Below are 21,682 nucleotides of genomic sequence, written 5' to 3'. Positions count from 1 at the left end.
GACGCCAAATCTCAAGTAAGCCCGGCAGCACAACGCGTTAGCCTGCAGGCATCTCGATGAACCGACCCAAACTGCCAGGCTGGACCCGTATTCGTCCTCAGCAGCTCGCTGGCGCACAAACGGACCAGAATGCTTCATTTCGAAGCCTCTGCTGTGCCCTCCCGCCCGCGAAGGGCGATGAGCGAGTAGGCGACCGGCACCACAAAGAGAGTGAAGAGCGTTCCGATCGATAGGCCCGTGGCGATCACAAGGCCCATATTGTAGCGGGAAACCGCGCCGGCGCCGCTTGCCGTGACCAGCGGCAGCACGCCCAGCACCATGGCCGCTGTCGTCATAAGAATGGGCCGCAGCCTGATCGTCGCCGCCTCGATGATGGCCTCCGTGCGGCTCCTCCCCTCGGCGCGCAACTCGTTCGCCACTTCCACCATCAAGATCCCGTGCTTGCTGACCAGACCCATCAGGGTGACGAGCCCGACTTGAGTGTAGATGTTGATACTCGCGCCGCCGATGCCGACGCTGATGAAGACGAGTGCGCCGGCGAGCGACATCGGTACCGATATCAGGATGATGACGGGATCCAGGAAACTGTTGAACAGCGCGGACAGCGAAAGATAGATGATGATCAGCGCGAACAGGAACATGGTGACGAAGCCGCCCGATTCCTGCTCGAGCTGGCGGGAGGCGCCTGCAAAGTCGGTCGAGTAGCCAGCCGGAAGGGATTTGGCGAGAGTCTTCAAAGTCGCGAGCGCATCCCCCATCGAAACCCCCGGCATCGCCACGCCGGAAATGGTCGCGGCGTTGATCTGCTGGAAATGGTTGAGCGCCTGCGGAGCGGCTTTATTCTCGAGGTGGGCGACCGTCGCCAGCGGCACCATTGTGTTGTTGCTGGTGCGGATCTGGTAGCTCAGTAGTTGCTCGGCGGTGAGGCGGTCGTTCTGCCGGACTTGCGCGATTACTTTGTAGGAGCGGCCATCCAGGCTAAAATACTCGACGTAATTGCCGCCCAGCATGGTCGCCAGCGCGCCACCAAGGTCGCTCATCTTCAGCCCGAGATTGCCGGCCTTGTCGCGGTCGAACACGACCGTGCTCTTCGGCTTGTCGATCTTGAGGTCGTCGTCGAGGAAGATGAACTGCCCGGTCTTGACCGCCTCCGCCATGAAGTTCCGAGCAACCTCGTCGAGCTCGCTGAACGAGCCCGTCGTGCCAATGACGAACTGGATCGGCAGGCCGTTGCTGCCCGGCAGTGACGGCGGCTGGAACGCCACCGAACGCGTGCCCGCGATGCCGTTCAGCAGATCCTGGAATTCGAACTGAAGTGTACCGGTGGACACAGTACGCTTGTCCCACGGCTTGAGCACCCAGCCGGCGATAGCCTGCGCGGGCGTGTCGATCTGGAAGACAACCCCCGTTTCAGGACGCTTTGCGACGAGGTCGTAGAGCTGTTGCTCGTAGAACTGGCGCTGCTCATGAGTGGCCGAGGGCGCCGAATTGGTCATTGTAAGGATCACACCTTGATCCTCCTCCGGCGCCAGTTCGTTCTTCGAATTCGCATAGAGCCAAGGAATGCTGGCGAGCAGCAGTAGCGCGAACACCACCACAACGGCCCTGGTGGAAAAAATGGATTCGAGGCGGCGGCGATAGGCGGCAGTCAGCCACTCGAGCGCGTGATCGATCCTGCGTACCAGGCGCGCCTCCCAATTCGTAGCATCCCGCTCGGTCCGGCGCAGCAGCCAGGCACAGTTCATGGGTGACAGGGTTAGCGCGATGACTGCCGACACAGTGACCGCTCCGGCCAACGTGAAGGCGAATTCCGTGAACATAGCGCCCGCAAGACCGCCCTGGAAGCCGACCGGAACGTACACCGCGATCAGGACGACGGTCATTGCGATGATGGGACTGCCGAGCGCGCGGGCCGATTGGATCGCCGCCTCGACGGGCGGCGTTCCCTGATCGATCAGGCGATGGACGCTCTCGACGACAATAATGGCATCATCGACGACGAGCCCGATCGCGAGTACCAGGGCCAGCAGCGTCAGGAGATTGATTGAGAATCCCATCAGCAGCATGAGTGTGAAGGTGCCGATCAGCGACAGAGGGATCGCGATCACCGGGATTAGCACCGACCGCCACGAGCCGAGGAAAAGGAAGACGACAAGGGTCACGATGACAACCGCCTCGACCAGGGAACGGACGACCTCATCGATCGAATTGTTCACGAACTCCGTCGAATCATAGAGAATCTCGCTGGTGATGCCGTTCGGCAGGTTCACGCTGATGTCGGGAAGGACCCTCTTCACGCCCTTAATGACCTCGAGCAGGTTCGCGGTCGGCGCCACCTGGATGCCGAGGTAGACGGCCGTCTTGCCGTTGAATTTGGCCGAGCTGTCATAGTCGTCGTTGCCGAGCGTCACGTTCGCCACGTCCTTTAGTCGGACAATCGCGCCGTTCACATGCTTGATGACAAGGTTGCGGTACTGCTCGAGCGAATGAAGGTTGGTCGTGGCCGAGAGATCTACCTGAACGAGCCGTCCCCGCGTCGAACCGAGGCCGGCGATATAATCATTGCCCGACATCGCGGTGGAGACGTCGCTCGCCGTCAGGCCATAGGCGCCAAGCTTATCGGCGTCGAGCCAGGCACGCAGGGCAAACTTTTTGCCGCCGATCAACTCGGCCGTCTGAACGCCCGGCACGGCCTGCAGCTTGGGCTGCACGACGCGGGTCAGGTAGTCGGTGATCTGGTTGGGAGCGAGCACCTCGCTCGCAAACCCGATGTACATCGCATCGATGGTCTGGCCGACCTTCAGCGTTAGCGTGGGCTGCTGGGTGCCAGCCGGAAGCTGGTTGAGGACGGAATTGACCTTGGCATTGATCTCCGTCATTGCCTTGCCGGAGTCGTAGTTCAACCGCAGGTTCACCGTGATGGTGCTGGTGCCGGTTGTGCTGCTGGAATTCATGTAGTCGATGCCGTTGGCCTGGGCGATCGCGTTCTCCAGCGGCGTGGTAATGAAGCCGGTGATGATGTCCGAATCCGCGCCGGCATAGGCTGTTGTCACGGTAACGATCGCGTTCTGGGTACGCGGATACTGCAGGATCGACAACGAGGTCATCGACCGCAGTCCGAGGAACAGGATTAGCGCGCTGACCACAAGGGCCAGCACCGGGCGACGGATGAAAATGTCCGTGAAGCGCATCGTATCGGCTCTTACTGCTCGTGCCGCGTTCACTGGTCGACGATTGTCGGCGCCGCCTCGGTCGGCGGAATGTGGGAATTGTCGATCCTCACCGGGCTGCCATTGCGAAGCTTGATCTGGCCCGCGATCACGACGGTCTCGCCGGGCTTGATGCCGTCAGTCACGGCGATGCGGTCGCCCTTCGCCGGCTTGGTCTTGACGAACATCTGTCGCGCGGCGCCCTGCCCGTCGCGCACATTGTCCACGAGATAGACCAGGTCGCCATAGGCGTTGTTGACGATCGACGTGAGCGGAACGGTGACGATCTCCTCTGGCTTGCCGACCTCGATCTCTACCTTGGCGAACATGCCGGGGAGCAGCCGCGCCGGGTTATTCCCGATGGTCGCGCGGACCTGAATGTTGCGGCTGGCGCTATCGACCTTGGCGTTGATCGCCGAGATCTGGCCCCAGAAGCGTTCGCCGGGGAAGGCATCCACGGTCACGGTGACATCCTGGCCGATGACGATCGAGGCCAGCGCCTGCTGCGGCAGAAAGAAATCGACGTAGATCGGATCGAGGCTCTGCAAGGTGACGATGGTCGTCCCGGCGCTCAAAAACTGGCCGATATCGACGGCTCGAATCCCGAGCCGCCCGGCAAATGGCGCCTTGAGCGTCTTCTGCTCGACGATGGCCTTCTGCTGGTCGACCAGAGCTCTGGCGTTCTTCAGATTGGCCTTGTCACTGTCGAGCGTGGCCTGACTGACGGCGTTGAACTTGATCTGCTCCTCGTCGCGCTTGACCACAATCGCGTAGTTCTCGGCGGTCGCCTGCAGCGATTGCAATTTGGCGACGTCGTCGGTCGCGACGAGCTGCAGCAGCGGCTGGCCTTCCGCCACCTCGTTTCCGGAACTGAACTGGATACTTTGCACGATTCCGGAAGCCTGCAGCGCGAGATCGGCACCGTTAACGGCGCGGAGCGTGCCGACAGAGGAAAGGGTGGATCGCCATGGCTTGGTCGTAGCAACCACCGTGGAGACGGTCTGCAGCGGGTTCGTCATGGCCCCAATCGCCTTCCGGATCATCATGTCCTTGAAGATCTGGAATCCGTAGAGGCCGCCGAACAGGACGGCCATCACGGCCAGCATGATCATCATGCGTTTGGTCATCGCACTGCTTCCTGGGTTGAGCGGGTGGGACCGGCGAAATAACCGGGATTAGCGCGAGGCAAGGCATAGGCGGCCTGGTCGGCCCTGTTCCACCAACCGCCGCCAAGCGACTGGAACAGGGCCGCGGTATCGGCGAAGCGCGCCGCTTGCGCCTTGATGCGCGATATCCGCGCGTTGAGATTGGATTGCTGGGCCGTGATGATGTTGGCGTAGGGGACTGCGCCGGTCTTGAATTGCTCGATCGACATCGCAAGGCTGTCGGATGCCGCCCTCTCGGCTTCCGCCTGCGCCTTTAGCGTCGCGGCGTCATACTGGATCGCGCGCAGCGAATCCGCAACGTTCTGGAACGCGGTGATCACAGTGCTCTTATAGGCGGCCATATCCTGTTCGAAGACCGCCACGTTGGCTTCCTTGGTGTGATAGAGGGCGCCACCGTCGATCACCTTCTGCGTGATGGTGGAGGTCGCATCCCAGACGATCGTCCCGGGCGAAAACAGCTTGCCCGTTCCGCTTGCACCGTAGCTGCCGGACAGCGTGATCTGCGGCAAGAGGTTCGCGACACCGACACCGACGGTCGCGGTCGCCTGATGCAGCGTCGCCTCGGCCTGACGGATGTCCGGACGCTGGCGGACGAGCTCCGAAGGCAAGGATATTGGAAGCCGTCCAGGCAAACGCAGTTCGGCAAGCATGACATGCTCGCCGCGATCTTCGCTCGGCAGCCGCCCAAGATAGGCCATCAACTGATTGCGCTGCTGCGCGAGCTGCTTCTGAAGCGGGGGCAGCGTCGCCTTGGCCTGCGCAAGCGTCGATTCCTGGGACAGCACATCGGACTTGGAGACCGCGCCGATCTCGAACTGATGCTGGATGCGCGCCAGCTGATCCGTCTCTGCCTTGACGATCTCTTCAGTCGCTGAGATCTGGTCCCGCAGCGAGGCGTCGGTGATCGCTGCCGTGATCACGTTTGAGGTTAGCGCCAGGTAGGTCGCCTCCAGCTTGAACGCCTGGTAGTCGGCCTGCGCCTCGAGCGCCTCGACCTGCCGGCGTGTGCCGCCCCAGATATCGAGCGCATAGGAGACGCCGACCGACGTGTTGAAGAGCTTGTAGAGCGGCCCCTGCTCGCGTGCTGCCGACCCCGTCCCAGTTACTTGCGGAAACAAGGCCCCCTGTTCGGCAAGCACTGTCTCCCGGGCGGCGCGGAGGGCAAATTGGGCAGACTGAATGTCGGGATGGTTCCGAACAGCCTCTTCAACGAATGCCGAGAGCTTGCGCGAACGAAAGAGTGTCCACCAGAGGCCTGAGATGTCGTCGCCCGGCGAGAAGGACTGCGAATTGCCGCCGAGCGTTTGGGTGCTGTCCGTCGCGGCCAGTTGAAGCTCCCGTGTGTAGCGGTCGACAGCCGGGGCCTCGGGCGCAACGAAGTTCGGTCCGACCGCGCAAGAGGCGAGCAATAAGGCAGGTGCGACGACGCGCGCCAAATGGCGCAAGCATCCTAGCCGCAATGTGACGGGATGCGGTGCAATCACGCTCCTTTCGCCGCGCCGTGCTGCCACCAAAGGTACGTGATTAGCGAAAAACGACATTCTCTCCTGACACCAACAATAGAACCGTACGGTTCGGTACCGATATTGCGCCAACCTGTCAACTAACCGTACCGCGAGGTACTATTCTTTGATCGCCGCATCATTCCTCCCACAAGTCCAAATCCGGCTTTGCTCGGAGTGTCACATCCGGCGCCCTGACTGCCGGGCGGCGTCAGCCCCCGCAAACCACAAAGATTGGGAATCAAAAGCAAGACTGGCGCCAAGCCGCCGATTCGCGAACGCTAGCGTTCGAGCCCCGCCGTTTGGTGCGTGCGTGCGGGCGTATGGCCTCGCGAGAGCCAAGGGTGAGACAGAATAGAAGTGGACGGTGAAAGACCGAACCCGGGGCGAATTCCCGCAAAAGCCGGACGGCGTGGATTGCTATTGACCGGGCTCACTGGCGCGGCAGGCCGCGAGGAAGAACGAAACCCTCTCCGCCACATGGCCACGAATCTGCGCCCTAAGCCGTTTGGGATCTTCGCCGAACACCGCCCGCATCACGAGCGGTGCGACGACGAGATCCAGGAAGAACTGGGCCGTCTTGGTCAGGCGTTCCGGAGCGAAGGCGGCGTACGCCTTGCCATGCTTCGAGCCAGTCACGTCCTCCAAGACGCCAGCCGTGTGATGAATGCCGCGTTCGCGCATCATTCGCTCTACCTTGGCTAGATCAGGGAAACGGCGCGCTTCGGTCGCCGCAAGACGAAGGAAATCGACAATATCTGCGGCCAGGACATGCTTGAGTATCTCGCTCCCGAGAACCATCAATCGCTCCTCGGGCGTGTCGCCCGATGGCACCGCGCTTTCGTATCCTTCCCGCACCTTCTGCGCGTTGCGCATCGCGATTGCAGCGAACAGCGCCTCTTTTGTTGAAAAGCGTGCATAGATCGTTCCCTTGCTGGCACGGGCAAGGCGCGCAATCTCCCCGACGCTGACCCCGGCCAGTCCACGTGCCAGGAACAGCTCACGCGCGGCATTGAGGATGCGCTCGTCCACCTCGGCAGCCAACTCCTTCGGAGGGCGACCAACGCGGACCGCCTTCTGCGGAGTCTTGCCCTTCTGTCCCATCTGCATTCATTCGCCTCAGCAGTTCGAAAAAGGGCCTCCTGGAAAATATTACGTTGCCCATAATGCGATTTAGCGTGCGCCATGACGGAAGTAAATAGAACTAGTCGGTACACATATTTTTGACGCCCCTCCCGCATCTCCCCTCGACAGTCGAAAGCAATCTGCTTATCCAGCGATTCCCTTGCTGGAAAAGGCTGTCTGTGGTGGATCGGTGCAAATCGGCCAAGTGCGGCATTTCGGCGGCAACACCGCCTCGCCGTCAATCGGAGCGACCGGCGCTCGACGCGCCTAGTGTTCCTCAAACGTCGCATCAACGATTTGATAGAACGCCATTGGACTGTTGGCGATTTCCCAGACCGCCAAAATAACATGATAGCCAGTGCGCTTTGGCAGGTCGCACGTATGCACAGTGGGCTCCTTGGGCATCAGGTTGGCATTCGGATCCCAAAACGGTTGGCCGTGATTCTGGATTGTGCAGAACGGCTTCACTTCGAACTGGCTACGGGCGAGTGGAGAGGACGAATCCCAGCCCGCCCGTGTGACGAAGTAATTCCAACGCCGCGTCAGGTGAGCCGCGCTGTATTCCCACTTGAACTTCTGTTTTGCGCCGGGGCGTAACCGAACTTTTTCCCAGCGCGTCGGGGTCTGCTCATCGAGCAACGGCACATCGCCGCGTACGCTGCTGCCTGCGATAACGCCGTCCCTTGGCGGCGCCGCGTTCTGCACATCAGTCGGCGCGATCGGGTCTAGCAGTCCTCCCTCCAAGGCGGGGAAGAACTTGCCGTTCTCCATCACGTTTGCCCTCCACAAATTAATTGGACAGTCCTTATTTCTGTGCTCGGCACAGAGCACGACGCGCGAGGCTGGCTCGGTGAGGCGACCTTGCGCGTGCACGCTCGCAACGGCGAACAGCGACACCGCGGCGCACAAGAGCGCTCTGGACCAGTGTCGAAATATATACCTCATGGTTATCCTCGAGAATTGTCGGATTGGTCGTCGAAGGAAGGCCGTGAAACCTGGGTTGCTATCCGCCGTCAGGCAACCTGCCGCGCAGCTGTTTACGGATTAGCGCCTCGCCGAGGCGGCGCTCGTAGCTCCTGCCGCTTCTTCGGCACCTACCTCATGATCGCGGCGGCGTCTGGTGGGCCGCGCCTAGCTCTCCTGGCATCCAAAGTGGCCCGCGATGTCGAGGTATTATGCAATTGGCGTGCCGTTAGAGAAGTGCTTTGCGCCTTCGAAAAAAGGGACAAAGCGATACGCTTCGTACGAGGCCGAGCGCCCTGTGTCGGGCTGCTGCCAACATGTCGCGAAGCCGACGTCGAGCAGGAAAACACGTATCCATCGCTCGCGAGGCTTGGCTCAGTTTCTGCATGATAACCGGCGATCTTATTGGATGCCCTTCCGAAGACGTGTTGCTTGGTAGCGGCCTCGAAGAAGCCGGAAGTCTCATGCGCAAGGTGACTATTGCTATCGTTCTAGCGCTCGCCTCATCTCATGCTGTTGCGAACGACGATTTAATGACGGCGGCCAGACAGATTTTCAAGCCGATCCCCTCGGCCATCCCCGTGGTTAAGGACAATCCTGTCACGGTCGCGAAAGCAGCGCTCGGCAAGATGCTATTTTTCGACCCTCGCCTCTCGGCCAGCGGGATCATTAGCTGCAATACCTGCCACAATCTTGGCACCGGTGGGGTCGATGCCGGCCCAACCTCGGTCGGTCACGCCTGGCAAAAGGGAGCGCGTCGGGCGCCAACCGTGTACAATGCCGTGTTTAATGTCGCTCAATTCTGGGACGGACGCGCGCCGGATCTCAAGGCACAAGCCAAAGGGCCCGTTCAGGCAAGCGTCGAAATGAATGCGACGGCGGATCACGTGTTGAAGACGTTGAACTCGATGAAGGACTATGTCGATCTGTTCAGACTGGCGTTCCCGGAAGATACACCGTCGGTCACTTTCGATAATTTCGCCAAAGCGCTTGAGGCCTTTGAAGCGACCCTCACGACACCGGCGGCTCCGTTCGATCGGTACTTAAACGGCGATGCCAAGGCCCTGGATGATCAGCAAAAGAACGGATTGAAGCTGTTCATGGACAAAGGATGCGCCTCCTGTCATAACGGAATCAATATTGGGGGACAGGATTTTTTCCCATTTGGTGTAATCGAAAAGCCCGATAACAAACTGCTTCCCGCCGTCGACAAGGGACGGTTCGCAGTCACTAAGGCGCCCAGTGACGAATACGTATTTCGTGTCGCCCCCTTGCGCAACGTTGCCTTGCGGGCGCCCTACTTCCATTCGGGTCAGGTTTGGACTCTCAAGGAAGCCGTAGAAGTTATGAGTGAAGTCCAGCTCGGCGCCAAGCTCAGCGAGAAGGAGCAGAACGATATTGTCGCGTTTCTTACCTCACTGAGCGGGCGTCTACCCAAGACCGAGTATCCGATATTGCCAACGCGCACAAAGGAGACGCCACCACCCTCTTTAAGCAAATAGTGTCGTTCTTCTACGTACACTATGATCAGGTCGACCCTCTCTACGGTTTGCTTGCGGTGCGGCTGCCGGCTTTAGCAGCGACCATGAGCCCCGAACGCCGCCCAACCTGTCGAAGTGGTTTCTCAGCATCGCGACGGTCCCTACCGCGGCCGGCGGACGCGCTGCATCAAAGGTGAGGAAAAAGAGGCATCGCCGATGGATCGCGAGCTGTAACGGAGATCAGATGACGACGGTCATTAAAAATCTGCTGGCCCGAAAGCAGAAGCTCATTGAGCAACTTGATTCCACCCAAGACGATGAGCAGCGCGAGAACATCGAGCGTCAGCTCGAGCAAATAGGTACTGCGCTTGATCTTCTCGATCGGCCTCAGCAAACGAGCGAGTGAGAACGCGAGACAAGAATACCGCCGCGATCTTGGATGTGTTCTTCTGGTTTTTTAGTAACGCCGGCCCTGGATCCCGTCCGCCGTGCCTTTAGCGCTTCGTAATCAATTTCTCGGTATTACCCAGCGGCGGCCGCCCGGTACTTTTCGCCCCTGAGTCTGCAGTGAGGCGCTGCAGCGGGGTCCTGAGCCTCACTAACGGGGATGATCCGGATTCCGGGCTGCATCAGGGTGGGGTCGCAACAGGCCATACCGACATGCGCCGCGATATGCAAAGCCTGATGCACGGTTCAGAAGAGCTCGAAGCGTGATCCTCTCGCTAGCGGTTTCACATCCTCCCGGACCGCTGCGGCGATCTGGCCAAGAGCCTTTGGCCAGACAGGATCGGGCTGTCGCTTTACGTCACGCCTTGACCATGCGGCCCCAGGCGCCGGCCGACGCGATATCGATCCCAGCGGCGCGGATCGCCCTATGTCCGGAAGGAAACGACTGGCGGGATCCGCTGCTGCGCTGGCGACGACGGAGTGTTTGCCGAGTGAAGAAGTTTTAGAGGAGCCCCATTGTCGGGTTCGAGACCAAATGTCGGCAAGTTGACGATACATACGGCCAAACGATCCGCGCAGAGTATTCCGGGTCGGCACGCCGCTTGCTTTGTTCACGACGTCATCGCTTGTAAGGGCAGCAGGGATGGGTAGGCAACATTAGGAAAAAGCGCGCGGAGATTAGCTGTGTCGCAAACTGACGTAGTGAGATTCGTCGACGATCTAGGGCAAAACGGTCGTCTGCTTGAAAACCTCAAACCGTGCGCCACGGGACTTGCACCGATTGTGGCGATGGGAAACCGCCTCGGCTACAACTTCACGCTTGAAGAGGTTAAAAGTTGCATCCCATTGCCTAACCGAGGGGAGTTCACAACTCAGAAGGTCGACGCGATTGCAGTCCGAAAGCAAGGTTCCAGCGTTGCGACGTCGACGAGCCTTGTCCAGACCACTGCGTTGGCTAGCTCAACCACGGACGTACCGATGAACACCGTGCAAGTCCCGCAAATGGCCCCGAGCTTCGCCGCGGTCGTTCTCGTCGTTGTCGTTGTTATTGTGGTCGTAGAGTGACGTAAGTTTTAGCTCTCGCCGCGTTGGCTCGGTTGAAGCCAAGTGCGCAGAGAGATGAAAGCAAACTTCGTCAGGGGGAGATCATGCCATCGGTCCTCCAAAATGCAGCGGCGGCTTACCAGCACCGTCAGGGCGAACACTGCCGACAGTTTTTCGACCGCCGCACCCCCGAGCAATGGCGCACGTTGTCACACATCAAGCGCTTCATGGAGCGGCTTGCCGGCGATATGGAGTTCCGCAGGGCGCTTTCGGAGAGCGTCGATGCGCCTCGAGCGGTAACAGAACGCTACGGCATCGAAGTTGACCCGATGGAAATACTGCCGCTCTGGCGCGCTGACCACCTGAAATACCGCTTCAAGACGGATTCTGCCCCGTGGCCGCTGGCTATGATGTGGGACGAGTATACCCGCGAGATGTTGCACCATCGGGACTTCCTGCGCAACAGAGGCGAGATGTCGACAATCAACCCGCGCTTTCATGCCTGGCGCGAACGCCAACTCCAGCGCTGCGACGACGAATTGGGCAGATCGGCGCCGTCGTTTACGCACCCCATTATCGCTTTCGAGTTGAGCGAAGGCTGCAGCGTCGGCTGCTGGTTCTGTGGCCTCTCGGCCGATCGCTTCAAAGGCTATTACGATTACACCAAAGAACATGCAGAGCTCTGGCGTCGCGTGGTTGGCGTTACGAGCGAGATGTTTGGTTCGGCGGCCCGTACTGGCTTCTGCTACTGGGCCACAGATCCCATGGACAACCCACACTACGACCGCTTTCTGTTCGACTACTATCAGATCACGGGCGCATTACCACAAACAACGACGGCCGCGCCGCTCAAGGATGAGGCACTCACGAGACGCGTGCTCGAGCTTTTCAACCGGCACGGCACTACGACGAATCGTTTTTCCGTGTTGAGCACGAGACATCTCAATCAGATTCACACGGCGTTTTCGTCTGAGGAGCTGATGGGGGTCGAACTCATCCTGCAAGGCAAGGAGGCGCCGATCGCAAAGGCTCGCGCCGGGCGGGCGCGCGAGCGAAAGGAGAAGCTCAGGGTTGGCAACAAAGATGATGCAATCGCCTTGCTGGAACGCGACCAGACGACGATCGCCTGTGTTTCCGGCTTCCTGGTAAATATGCTCCAGGGACGCTTACAACTGGTCACGCCGATACCGGGTAGCGAACGCTGGCCTCTCGGGTACCGCATCGTGGGTGAACGCTTCTTCAGGACGCCTGACGAGTTCCGCGAGGGACTGCAGAGGATGATTGACCAGCATATGCTCGAGAGCCCAGCCCCCGATCTGCCGATCCGCTTCCGTAGCGACCTGCAATACAAAGCAGGAGACCGCTCCTTCCATCTACGCTCACGCAACATGGAACACCACGTGCTCGACGATGTCGCTCCAACTTCCGTTGGTCATCAAATCGCCTACGGCAATTGCACAGCCTCGGAGCTGGTGATGCGGGTCACGACCGACGGAACGAGCGTCCTTGCAGTCGCCGACCTGCTTGATCAGTTATACGCAGCCGGGGTGATCGAAGAGGACCTTGATGACCGCTTGGCGTGGCAGACCAGCGACGACGTAACGAGCCGCATCGAAGGGACCAAACACGCGGCCTCTCGCACGGGCGTGGATCATTTCGCTTCCTATTGAGTACCGCAGATCGCCCTGAACGAGCTGCACCATCTTGCCATCTCGCAACGCCGAGCGGGGTGACAAATCAGCGCAAGTCGGTCAAGCGAGCGATGTCCAACGATCGAGGGGTGATGATCGTGGCCTGGCATTTGTCCATAAGCAAGCGAACTGACTACCCGCCGGGCCTGATGCTGGTAGTTGTATCCAACCCGTTGGCGAACGCTCAGCTACAAGCCTGTTTCGAAAGCTTCTCGGCTGGAGATGTACAGACGGGTCTTGGGCAATTCGAAGAAACGTCGCGGATCGTTGCCGAGAATCCCCGCTCGGGGGCCTTCGCGCGCGAGCCGGCGTCACATGAACCATTGGCTCGCAGATGATTCGGTTGCTGTGCAATGGTTACCGACACCAGTCGTGAGCCGCCGTAGCTCGCGCCACCGGATCACCATGCTCGCGCTCTTCGTTTCCGGATTAGCCCGCAAGGCGTGAAAGAAAGGGCGACAAAGCCAACACCAGATTTCTCCACTGAGCGGCCGTCTGCGCGTCACTCTGGCGTGATCGTCGCAAGTCCAGCTTCGATGACTGCGATTTCTTGGCTTACTTGCGCGACGACTTGCCTTGGATCGATGCCGGTGACGCCCTTCAGTTGCCTCAGCAGCCCCTGCCGATGCGCAAGCAGGCTCTCCAGCGCGCCACGGTCATTTAGCCTGACATAGCCGTTGACGATCAATTCAACTGAATGCGACATTTATCTCTCAAATAAACGAATACCCTGAATTTACTAATATATCGGATCCCGCAGCACCACGCAGCACCGCATTGCGTAAACCTTGATTAGTAAGACTAACGAGCAAAGCTCCTTGTCGCCGCACATGAACCGCGCATTTTGGCGCGGTCGCGGACGTGCCGTTGTCTCGCGTAACCGGCGCCTTCGCGGCAAGGGGCCGCCGCCTCCAGAAGCGGCGGCCCCGCTCAACGCGAGCTACCAATGCCAGAGCGGCTGCCAAATAATAGGAAGCGCGCCGATTTTTCGTTCGCACCTCCTATTTTCCGAAGGCGCTGGCATGCATCTCAATGGAAGCACACAGTGCGACTTGGTATGCTCGTTCTCACGCGAAGTGATGTGACAAGCTGCCGCGGACTCTAGCCGTAATGCTCGCCTATCGAAGGTTGACTTCTGGGATGCTTGGCCGTCGCGCGCAACAACTAAGATGAGCACCCAGACGGACGCTCATTTGAATGCGTCGTTGAGGATAGCCGCAATCCTGGCGCCGGCGAGCGCAATTCGCTGGTTCGCGATCCTGTGGGCCCTCGACTGATAAGCCTGCGTGAGCTTGTACGGGCCATCGCCGCCGCGGACCGGCGGCGCGTACACCGACTGCTTGGCGATCTCGAAGCTCTCCTGGATCCAATCGTTTTCATCCGTCGAACCGCCATCGACGGTACGAAGATCCGCCGCGGCGTCGATCGCATCCTGTGGTGGCGCGCTGGTCGGTCCCAAGAGCCCGTCCCAGAACGCGTGGAGCTCTCTGGCGCTTCCACACTTCGTGCACTTGATCTTTACGTCGTTGCCGCCAGCGTCGCCATCTTGCTCGGCGTGCGTAAAGCGGGAGGTCGCGTGCAACGGTTGATGCAGGTCACCGACGAGATGCAGCAGCCAGGAAAGATCGTATGAGCGCACGTCATCCGATGCCGTCTTATCCGCAAGCGTGCTCTTGAAGACAGCAACCTGAGTTTGTGCGTTGGGCGATTGCGGCTGCTGCAAGGGGGTACCATCCGTCGAAAACGGCTCGTCAATGAAGTGCCAGTACTTGTGTCGGAAGTGATCTGCATAGCCGATGTTCTGCGAAGCTTCGGGCGTCTGCGGCGCAACATCGCCGTTTCTGTCGCCGTCGTTGTGGTAGTCGCTGAGCGATTTGATCTGGTCCGGCCACGTCGCCGCCTTGACGAACGCGATTTGATCACGCTGGCTCGCCGGCACGCCCTGGACCCAGCCATCGTATTGAGGATTGAGTTTGAGCAGGCGCGTGGCTTCCTGCTTGGCGGCGGGCGTCAGCTGACTCCAGGCCAGCGCAGCTGCCTCCATATGTCCGAAATTATTCCAGGCGTTGGCGGGCGCCCCCAAGAGCACTGCACAGCCTAAGGCGATCCAGAAACGTGTCTTCATGGAAATCCTCATTGAATTGGAAATGCAAAAGAACCCGCTAACGTTGCGGATATGGCTTCATACACGTCGTTTATGTTGTCGAAAAGAAGGAAAAACGACGCTTGCCACGTAAGAGGCGCTTGGGCGGCAACGCGGGTTCAAACCAAGTGAGGATCGCAATGCAGTGGACGTCTTGCCGGAGCGACGCCTGGTCGCCGTCCTCGTCATCACGCAAGCTCCCCATCAGCTCAATCCGCATACGCCATCGCAAGTCCCGCGCGGTCCACACCACTCCGAGGTTAAGCCAATGGAGATCTTTCAGACTTGGAGGGCTCGCCGGGACGCGCCACCGTATTGATCCATGACATTGTGGTGAGGCCGACCTTAAGCCAGCATGAAGCTGCACTCAGCAAGGTCTCAAATCCAGCAGAAACGAGAGCTTGCGTATCGTGCCTAAAGAAGTCCCGTGCTGTCAGGTAAGGGAAGGCGATGGCCGTCAGGTGACGACGTCGATAGCAGTCGTACTCGCAATATCCTCCTCCCGTTATCACGTCTCGCACATAACCTGGACCTAAGGACCGAGCGCATCCGCTGCAGGTTCTGTTGCCGTGCGGGGTCCTGTGATTCACGAGGATGAATTTCATAGCGTGGCCCGTTGGGGTTTTCATCCAGCCTGGGACTTGTCAGCGATGCTGTATTCGAAGTTCCGCCGATCTCGGGGCAACCGCAGATCACAGGCCGAGTCGTGGACCGACCTCGATGGGGCTAGGCCGCTCGGAGCCAGGAAAGCCATCTATGATCGCCCTCCCGTCGCACCCTGAAACGGTCGACGCACTTCTTGGAACAAAGTGCTGTTCGCCAGCAGTAATAGCGGATCAGACCGAACCTTCCACCGCAGATCGCACAGCACCTTGCTGTACCATGCTCCGAATTTTGGGAGCTGTTTTGCATTCTTGCCTCCTGTCGGCGTTACGTGGATAGCCCTCGCGCCCGGCATTTCCTTCGGCGCAGCACTACACGCGCAAACCACGCGCGATTTCGACCGGCGCCGACCTTCCAGCGTGTACGGGACACCGTGCGCCATCGCTTGATTGCGCACCGATTTGACGAAGTAACCGCTCTTTTGGAGGGCTTCGCCGATGTTGCTAACTATAAGCGTCGTTCGATCTTGATTAGTGCAATCAGTAGCGGACTTGAGCCTAAATCCTGCACCCCATCGGCAATTTTCGAGGAATTTTAGCGAGATCGATCGATAACTTGCATCTGGGCCACGCTGAAAAAGAGTTTGGCGCCGCCTTCGCACTCTCAAAGCGCAGCAATCCGACGCCCGGTGGTCTCGAACTGTTCAAATCAGCATGGACACCCGGACCGGCCGATGTGTTGCCTCTGTGGCTGGCTTAGCCTGAGGCCCTCAGCGTTCCTTAAGGCGGACGACACGGCAGATCAAACTTGGTCTTATCTGCGTTTCGCTAAAATAGGGTACAGAAACAGCGAGGTTGCGGGCCAATCACCGCAAAACTACTACACGACAAGACTGAGCGAATCGGAAGACGTGACGCGGAGGATATTCACCCTTCATATCTTGTTGCAGCCGTTGGCCCGCGCCATCGGGCGAGAAAGAGAAAGTATGCCGCCCCCCTCGCCTGTTTCGCTATGTGCTTGACATCGTGAGGCTCGCACTCATGCTCAGCAGTGAGCATCGCGCGCCGCGATCGCGCCTTACCGCCCAGACTCGCGGGACTGCGATATCGTCGCTAAAGCCCGATCGCTCGTACTACGTGCTCACGTCCGCCATGAGGATTACGTTATCGATTAGCCGCGTCGAGCCGACGTAGGCCGCAGCGCACAGAGCCGCAGGATTAGTCAAGGGACTGGAGGCCGGCTCAAGCGTGTCGGCATCGACCAGCTCAAGGTACTGCAGCCGGTCGACCTCATCCAAATGCCGCCTGGCGATCATGATAAGCTTCTCGCATTCGCGCTCGCCTGCGCGGAATTCGGCCTCCGCCGCGAACAGTCCGCGACTGATCGCAAGAGCCCGCCGGCGCTCGTCTTTATTGAGATAGCGATTGCGGCTGCTCATAGCGAGTCTGTCCGGCTCGCGAACGGTTGGCACTATGACGATCTCGACGGGAAGATTGAGATCAACTGCCATGCGACGGACGACCGCGCATTGCTGGAAGTCCTTCTGCCCGAAAAATGCGATATCCGGCCGCACCATGTTGAACAACTTGCAGACGACGGTCGCGACACCGCGAAAGTGCCCAGGCCTGAAAAATCCGCACAACGGTTTTGCCAGTTCGCCAGGTTCGATAAAGGTCTCAAACTGAGCTGGATAGACGTCCCCTGCTTCGGGAGCAAAAAGAATGGTCACGCCGGCATCACGGCACAGCCTCTCATCCCGCAGAAAGGCACGCGGATAGGTGCCGAGATCTTCGTTCGGCCCGAACTGAGTGGGATTGACGAAGATACTGACGACCGTGACGTCGCATTGCGCACGACTGGCCTCGACCAATGCCAAATGGCCGTCGTGCAGGTAACCCATTGTCGGCACGAAGCCGACGCGTTTGTCACGTGCTTTTGCGAGGGCGGAACGAAGCCCAGCGACCGTCGTAATTGTGTGCATGTTTGAGCTTTACATCAGGTTGGATTGGAGGGCGCCCAGTTTGAGATCGCCTCGCTCATGCCTTCGGGAAGACGATAGGATTCTTGTGGCGACGGGAAAGCGCCGTTGCGAACGTCTGCAGCCCAGTGTGACAGCGGCTCCTGCAACAGCCGAAAACCCTCGACATAGGTGCGAACAAATTTTGGCCGACGGCCTTCGATTAAGCCCAGCACGTCATGAAACACAAGTACTTGGCCCGAACAACTAGGGCCAGCCCCGATTCCAATCGTCGGTATTGTCAAAATCTCGGTCGCTCGGGCAGCGAGCTCTGCCGGGATCCCCTCCAGAACGATAGCGAAACATCCAGCCTCCTGCAGACGGTAGGCGTCGTCGAGCAGAACTAAGGCATCATCGGCCTTCCGGCCCTGCACCTTGAAACCACCCATAACATTGACACTCTGCGGCGTCAGGCCGAGATGGCCCATCACTGGAATCTCACAATCCACCAAAGCACGTACGATTTCGGCACGCTTGGCCCCACCCTCGAGCTTCACTGCATCGGCCCCACGCTGCAGGAAACCTCCGGCGTTGCGGATGGTCTCCTCGGGACTGAGGTGAAAGCTAAGAAAGGGCATGTCGGCTATAAGCAACGCATGAGGCTTTGTCCGCGCCACAGCCTCTAGATGATGATTCATCATCGCCATGCTGACCGGCAACGTGTTTTCGAATCCGAGGCAGACGTTGCCAACGCTATCCCCGACAAGGATGATGTCGACGACGGGGTCAGCGATGCGTGCCGTCACCGCATCGTAAGCCGTGGTCATTACAACACGCCGCCCCTCTCCCTTCCACCGCTGCAGCGCTGGAATGGTGACGCGCTCGACAGGCGCCTCTGAAATGTGGCTCATGTTAAGTCCGATCCGTCACTGACACGCATCCCAGAGTCGTGTATTCCTATGGAAGACGTGAGAAAATTGTCAATGGCGAGCAGGAAAAAAGGAAACTTACATCTCAAAAATCAAGTATCGACACATAAAAATATCCAATGATTGCACCAACAACCAGAGCTGCGTGGTCATTTGAACCCGAGAACGCGCAAGATGCGAAAATGAGTTGACCCTTTGCAGTTCGCACCGCGCGCAATCACGGCGAGAGCGCAACTCGGCGGAGACATATAGAGTTTCTCAAGATAGGCACTGCTGCTTGGATACGGGCGCCGAACGCAGGGTAAATCACAGAGCGAGCGAATTGGAGCTACTGGCCGCCCAGGTCGCAGGCGGATCAAATATCCTAAGTTCCTGCTGGGCTGCTAGCAATCGGCGCCGAAGGAAGGATCTTACGATTTGTCCCTTCCAGCACTGCGGCGACCACTCCGCTCCGCTGCCGGCCACGATCAGCATAAGCGGGGCGCTCACTCGTCGGGCTATTCGGAAGAGCGTGGCCGAATCGAGATGGCTCATTTCTGCAATCCCGTCCGGATGCGAATGCCAATCGCCGAGGTAGTCGAGGTCGCCGCCGCTGGCTTCGAAGGCGCGTTTGATCTCGGCCACCTGCCACTGGTGATCCGGCAGAAAGCAATAGCGTCCGTGAAGGGCGCGCGGGCCAGCGCCGCGCAATTCAACGATGATGCGGCCCTCTCCCGAGCGCCAGCCAAGCAAGATCCCTCCATTCTCCAGTGGAGACAGATCTTGCGCGCCCTCGCACATCGACTGCATCACGCGCGAGGAAAGCCAGACGGTCACCACTTGGCTCCGCAGCATCTGGGGTGAGGGGGGCAGGGATATCCCTCCCAGCGGGGCAAGGTCCTCGATCCGTCGCCGTTCTTCAACGTCAGCACGACCACCGTCCAGCAGCCGGGGTCGTAGTTTCCCTTGGAAAGCACCCCGACCGCAGTACGCACGATTTCCAGCGAGATCTCCTGCAGGTCGAAGCCGGCCCCCATGAAGGTCGGAGCACTGCAGCCGACCGGAATCACGACGCCGGCATCGTCGACGCGTGGCTCGGGTATGTGCTTGTCCTTCCAGTGTTCCCTCAGGCAGACGAAGCAGCCTTCCGCATCCGGCAGGTAGCCTACGGGACGATGTCCAGGTGGCGAACTGGGCGCGGCGGCCCCTTGCCCGGTGTCTCGCTCGGAGGGCCGGGAGGCACGTCGGGGTGCGCTGGATGTGGCGGGTGTTCAGGGCGATTGGGCGGTTTAGCCATACTTAATCCTTCTCTGTTTACTTCACGCCGGGCGCCGTGGCGCCGAGCAGAGACCTATATTGCCGCGGTTGGGGCTTGCTTCCAAGAAACGTGCTCCGTTGCTGCACTCGAGGAGCAAGATCTGCGTGACGACGTCTATTGGAATCGTCGTTACGCGATACAGCTTGCTTGAGACATCGCGAATTCCATGTCGCTCCAGTGGCCGCGCCTTGATGGTTGGAAAAGCTGTAGCTCTGGAGCGCTACCTACGTTCCCCCCGACATTTCTCGGCTGAGTTTCTGGTGCACGTAGCCTGATGGAGCGGAGGCTGGCCCATTCACCCCTTGTGGGAAGCTGAGGTTCTGTGTAACGGATTGATTCCGCAAGGGAAACGTCCGGTAGTGTCCGTATAGTGTCCCTTTAGCGCTTTGCGTCAATCACCTCATTCAATTAGACCTTCGCGATTGCGCCGTGTCCGGAAAAATTCGGACTGGGCCTCCCGGCCAGCTCTATCGTCCACAACTCGTGCTTGCGTGATTTCGTGGCAAACTGTCGTAGGTGATTCGCCCGTTTGAAGGCACGACAACAGGACAAGGCAGGAGCAAAGGATGGAGAACGCGGGGGCAGGTCGACGACGCGGGCCTTCGAGGGAAGCGCTGCACCGGATCATGCGTGCTCCCGGAACTCCGGCGCGTTGCACTAGGTGCCGCAACATTTTCCTGTCGCGCGAGTTCGTATTTTCCGGTGTCACGAACGCAACACTGGTGGGGAATAAGACTTCCTGCCAAAGGCCGGGCTGTCCTGGTCCGGCCGAAATCCTCGACGGCACGTTCGATTTCGTCGAAAACGCGATTCATGTCCTGAAGGTGCCGCCCGAAAACGTCGCCATACTTAAGGTTCTCCAAGCAGCCCTGCACGATGCGCAAGCGGGCAAGCCGGATGACGTGGTAATCTCCATAATAGAGTCCGCTTCACCGGGCGCAGCGCAGGCACTCACCGAGAAAGCTTATGGCGCAGGGACCGGATTGGTGATGCTGTTGTTGGCCTTGCTCGCCAATTGCTCGACGACCGGAACGGTGAATTGGAATCAGATCGTCGACCAAATCCACACCTACACAACCGGAGCCGAACCCTATCCAGGTCTGAATACGACGGATGGGACGTCTTCGGAGTCGAAGGTAACAAGGCAGCAGCTCCGTTATCGAGAGCGTCAGGAACAAAAGCAATTGCAAAAGGCTGAGCGGGACGCGGGTCGGTCTGTAAAGCCACCACTTCCGAAGCGGAAGAAAGAGCCCAGCGCGCATGGTAAGAGCTGATCGCCGATTGTGCCCTCAATTGGTGGCTACGCCGTAATTTCGCGACAGAGCGTCGCGGGTTGTTCGATTGCTCGATGACTTCACCCTGATTTGCCTTGGCACCATGACACTTATTGCGTCATTCGAGTATCTGCACACTCCAATTTTGGTTGGCGATTTACTGCTAAGTTCACGATTGCGGGGCGCCGAAGAGAGAGCAACTCCGCTCGTTCATACGCCCAATGCTATAATCGGGGCTGACGGCGCTGGTTCGGTTGTAGGGCTGTGTCAAAAGCTTGCGCTATTGCACGAGCACATTTGCCTCGCATGGGCGGGCGATCTCCTTCACGCGCGGAGCTTCGCCGAATTCATCCGGCGTTTTGCGTCTGGGAAGACATCGATCGGTTATGATGAATTGCGCCAAGCGGTGGAGAGTTATTCGCAGGAGGACATTGAGGGCCACATAGAGTTCATCCTCTACAGCTGGCACGGAACGGGCTGGGGGTATTTTTCGAACCTCAGCTCGTTCGATTTGGGGCTTCCGTTGTTCAGCAACATACGGGTCGCGGGAACGGGTACAAGGGAGTTCATAGCCCAGATCGAAAAAGTAGCTAATACAGCTGTTATCGGGGGTGACACTGCATATAACGAACTTGCAACACGCACTTTGGGCTTTGCAGGTTTACTCTCGTCTCAGCAGTTTTTCGCACACGCCGGCCTCAGGGAATGGTGGGGCGGAGGGTTTGAAGTTGTTGTTTTTCGAGGCGATCGCCTAGCGAAGCTCGGCCCAATCTGCTGGCTCTATTGGGAGTGTAACGAGATGGCTTCGGGCAGCTTCATTTTAGTTTTGAAACCATCATTCATGTATCAGT

General features: G+C 59.1%; 16 protein-coding genes. 6 read left to right on the top strand and 10 right to left on the bottom strand.

Going from position 1 to position 21,682, the window contains the following annotated elements; translation table 11 throughout:
- Positions 1 to 134: 134 nt before the first annotated feature.
- From SO156_RS25600 to SO156_RS25580, 5 genes are all read right to left on the bottom strand, one after another.
- Positions 135 to 3,191: an efflux RND transporter permease subunit gene (locus SO156_RS25600; protein WP_498536667.1), complete on the bottom strand. Its 3,057-nt coding sequence runs from the start codon at positions 3,189 to 3,191 to the stop codon at positions 135 to 137.
- A gap of 29 nt (positions 3,192 to 3,220) precedes the next feature.
- The gene (locus SO156_RS25595; RefSeq protein ID WP_498536666.1) at positions 3,221 to 4,336 is read right to left on the bottom strand and encodes an efflux RND transporter periplasmic adaptor subunit; all 1,116 of its coding nucleotides are present in this window, start codon (positions 4,334 to 4,336) and stop codon (positions 3,221 to 3,223) included.
- Positions 4,333 to 5,811 carry an efflux transporter outer membrane subunit gene (locus SO156_RS25590; RefSeq protein WP_498536665.1) on the bottom strand — a complete coding sequence of 493 codons (1,479 nt, stop codon included), beginning with the start codon at positions 5,809 to 5,811 and terminating at the stop codon, positions 4,333 to 4,335. The genes SO156_RS25595 and SO156_RS25590 overlap by 4 nt, the downstream gene beginning before the upstream one ends.
- 486 nt (positions 5,812 to 6,297) lie before the next feature.
- Positions 6,298 to 6,987 (bottom strand): TetR/AcrR family transcriptional regulator, encoded by a 690-nt coding sequence (locus SO156_RS25585; protein WP_498536664.1) that lies wholly within the window; start codon positions 6,985 to 6,987, stop codon positions 6,298 to 6,300.
- A gap of 282 nt (positions 6,988 to 7,269) precedes the next feature.
- A complete protein-coding gene (locus SO156_RS25580) occupies positions 7,270 to 7,947 on the bottom strand; it encodes a lytic polysaccharide monooxygenase (RefSeq protein ID WP_498536663.1) in 678 nt (225 codons plus the stop codon).
- Positions 7,948 to 8,429: 482 nt separating this feature from the next.
- Here SO156_RS25580 and SO156_RS25575 point away from each other — a divergent pair, with 482 nt between their 5' ends.
- From SO156_RS25575 to SO156_RS25560, 4 genes are all read left to right on the top strand, one after another.
- Positions 8,430 to 9,467 carry a cytochrome-c peroxidase gene (locus SO156_RS25575; protein WP_498536662.1) on the top strand — a complete coding sequence of 346 codons (1,038 nt, stop codon included), beginning with the start codon at positions 8,430 to 8,432 and terminating at the stop codon, positions 9,465 to 9,467.
- Positions 9,468 to 9,690: 223 nt separating this feature from the next.
- The gene (locus SO156_RS25570) at positions 9,691 to 9,852 is read left to right on the top strand and encodes a hypothetical protein (protein WP_498536661.1); all 162 of its coding nucleotides are present in this window, start codon (positions 9,691 to 9,693) and stop codon (positions 9,850 to 9,852) included.
- 725 nt (positions 9,853 to 10,577) lie between these two features.
- The gene (locus tag SO156_RS25565; RefSeq protein ID WP_498536660.1) at positions 10,578 to 10,958 is read left to right on the top strand and encodes a Nif11-like leader peptide family natural product precursor; all 381 of its coding nucleotides are present in this window, start codon (positions 10,578 to 10,580) and stop codon (positions 10,956 to 10,958) included.
- Between the two features lie 83 nt (positions 10,959 to 11,041).
- Positions 11,042 to 12,607, top strand: a complete 1,566-nt coding sequence (locus SO156_RS25560) for a radical SAM family RiPP maturation amino acid epimerase (protein ID WP_498536659.1) — start codon at positions 11,042 to 11,044, stop codon at positions 12,605 to 12,607.
- 523 nt (positions 12,608 to 13,130) lie between these two features.
- Here SO156_RS25560 and SO156_RS25555 read toward each other — a convergent pair.
- The 5 genes from SO156_RS25555 to SO156_RS25535 all read right to left on the bottom strand — a co-directional run bounded on the left by SO156_RS25555 (position 13,131) and on the right by SO156_RS25535 (position 19,076).
- A complete protein-coding gene (locus SO156_RS25555; RefSeq protein ID WP_498536658.1) occupies positions 13,131 to 13,334 on the bottom strand; it encodes a hypothetical protein in 204 nt (67 codons plus the stop codon).
- 483 nt (positions 13,335 to 13,817) lie between these two features.
- Complete coding sequence (locus SO156_RS25550) at positions 13,818 to 14,753, bottom strand: S1/P1 nuclease (RefSeq protein ID WP_498536657.1); 936 nt, start codon at positions 14,751 to 14,753, stop codon at positions 13,818 to 13,820.
- 1,753 nt (positions 14,754 to 16,506) lie between these two features.
- Complete coding sequence (gene panC, locus SO156_RS25545; RefSeq protein ID WP_498536656.1) at positions 16,507 to 17,355, bottom strand: pantoate--beta-alanine ligase; 849 nt, start codon at positions 17,353 to 17,355, stop codon at positions 16,507 to 16,509.
- A gap of 14 nt (positions 17,356 to 17,369) precedes the next feature.
- Positions 17,370 to 18,242 (bottom strand): 3-methyl-2-oxobutanoate hydroxymethyltransferase, encoded by an 873-nt coding sequence (gene panB, locus SO156_RS25540; RefSeq protein ID WP_498536655.1) that lies wholly within the window; start codon positions 18,240 to 18,242, stop codon positions 17,370 to 17,372.
- A gap of 324 nt (positions 18,243 to 18,566) precedes the next feature.
- Positions 18,567 to 19,076 (bottom strand): Mov34/MPN/PAD-1 family protein, encoded by a 510-nt coding sequence (locus SO156_RS25535; RefSeq protein WP_498536654.1) that lies wholly within the window; start codon positions 19,074 to 19,076, stop codon positions 18,567 to 18,569.
- A gap of 1,047 nt (positions 19,077 to 20,123) precedes the next feature.
- Here SO156_RS25535 and SO156_RS25530 point away from each other — a divergent pair.
- Both SO156_RS25530 and SO156_RS25525 read left to right on the top strand, forming a co-directional pair.
- Positions 20,124 to 20,831 (top strand): hypothetical protein, encoded by a 708-nt coding sequence (locus SO156_RS25530; protein ID WP_498536653.1) that lies wholly within the window; start codon positions 20,124 to 20,126, stop codon positions 20,829 to 20,831.
- A 67-nt stretch (positions 20,832 to 20,898) separates the two neighbouring features.
- A partial coding sequence (locus tag SO156_RS25525; RefSeq protein WP_498536652.1) for a hypothetical protein occupies positions 20,899 to 21,682 on the top strand: 784 nt, incomplete at its 3' end.

The organism is Bradyrhizobium sp. UFLA05-125 (genome assembly GCF_059803515.1).
This window is presented reverse-complemented; position numbering and strand designations above follow the sequence as displayed.

Coding starts and splice junctions, on each gene's coding strand:
- SO156_RS25600 (WP_498536667.1), bottom strand. CDS start 3,191: ATGCGCTTCACGGACATTTTCATCCGTCGCCCGGTGCTGGCCCTTGTG.
- SO156_RS25595 (WP_498536666.1), bottom strand. CDS start 4,336: ATGACCAAACGCATGATGATCATGCTGGCCGTGATGGCCGTCCTGTTC.
- SO156_RS25585 (WP_498536664.1), bottom strand. CDS start 6,987: ATGCAGATGGGACAGAAGGGCAAGACTCCGCAGAAGGCGGTCCGCGTT.
- SO156_RS25580 (WP_498536663.1), bottom strand. CDS start 7,947: ATGAGGTATATATTTCGACACTGGTCCAGAGCGCTCTTGTGCGCCGCG.
- SO156_RS25575 (WP_498536662.1), top strand. CDS start 8,430: ATGCGCAAGGTGACTATTGCTATCGTTCTAGCGCTCGCCTCATCTCAT.
- SO156_RS25570 (WP_498536661.1), top strand. CDS start 9,691: ATGACGACGGTCATTAAAAATCTGCTGGCCCGAAAGCAGAAGCTCATT.
- SO156_RS25560 (WP_498536659.1), top strand. CDS start 11,042: ATGCCATCGGTCCTCCAAAATGCAGCGGCGGCTTACCAGCACCGTCAG.
- SO156_RS25555 (WP_498536658.1), bottom strand. CDS start 13,334: ATGTCGCATTCAGTTGAATTGATCGTCAACGGCTATGTCAGGCTAAAT.
- SO156_RS25550 (WP_498536657.1), bottom strand. CDS start 14,753: ATGAAGACACGTTTCTGGATCGCCTTAGGCTGTGCAGTGCTCTTGGGG.
- panC (WP_498536656.1), bottom strand. CDS start 17,355: ATGCACACAATTACGACGGTCGCTGGGCTTCGTTCCGCCCTCGCAAAA.
- panB (WP_498536655.1), bottom strand. CDS start 18,242: ATGAGCCACATTTCAGAGGCGCCTGTCGAGCGCGTCACCATTCCAGCG.
- SO156_RS25530 (WP_498536653.1), top strand. CDS start 20,124: ATGGAGAACGCGGGGGCAGGTCGACGACGCGGGCCTTCGAGGGAAGCG.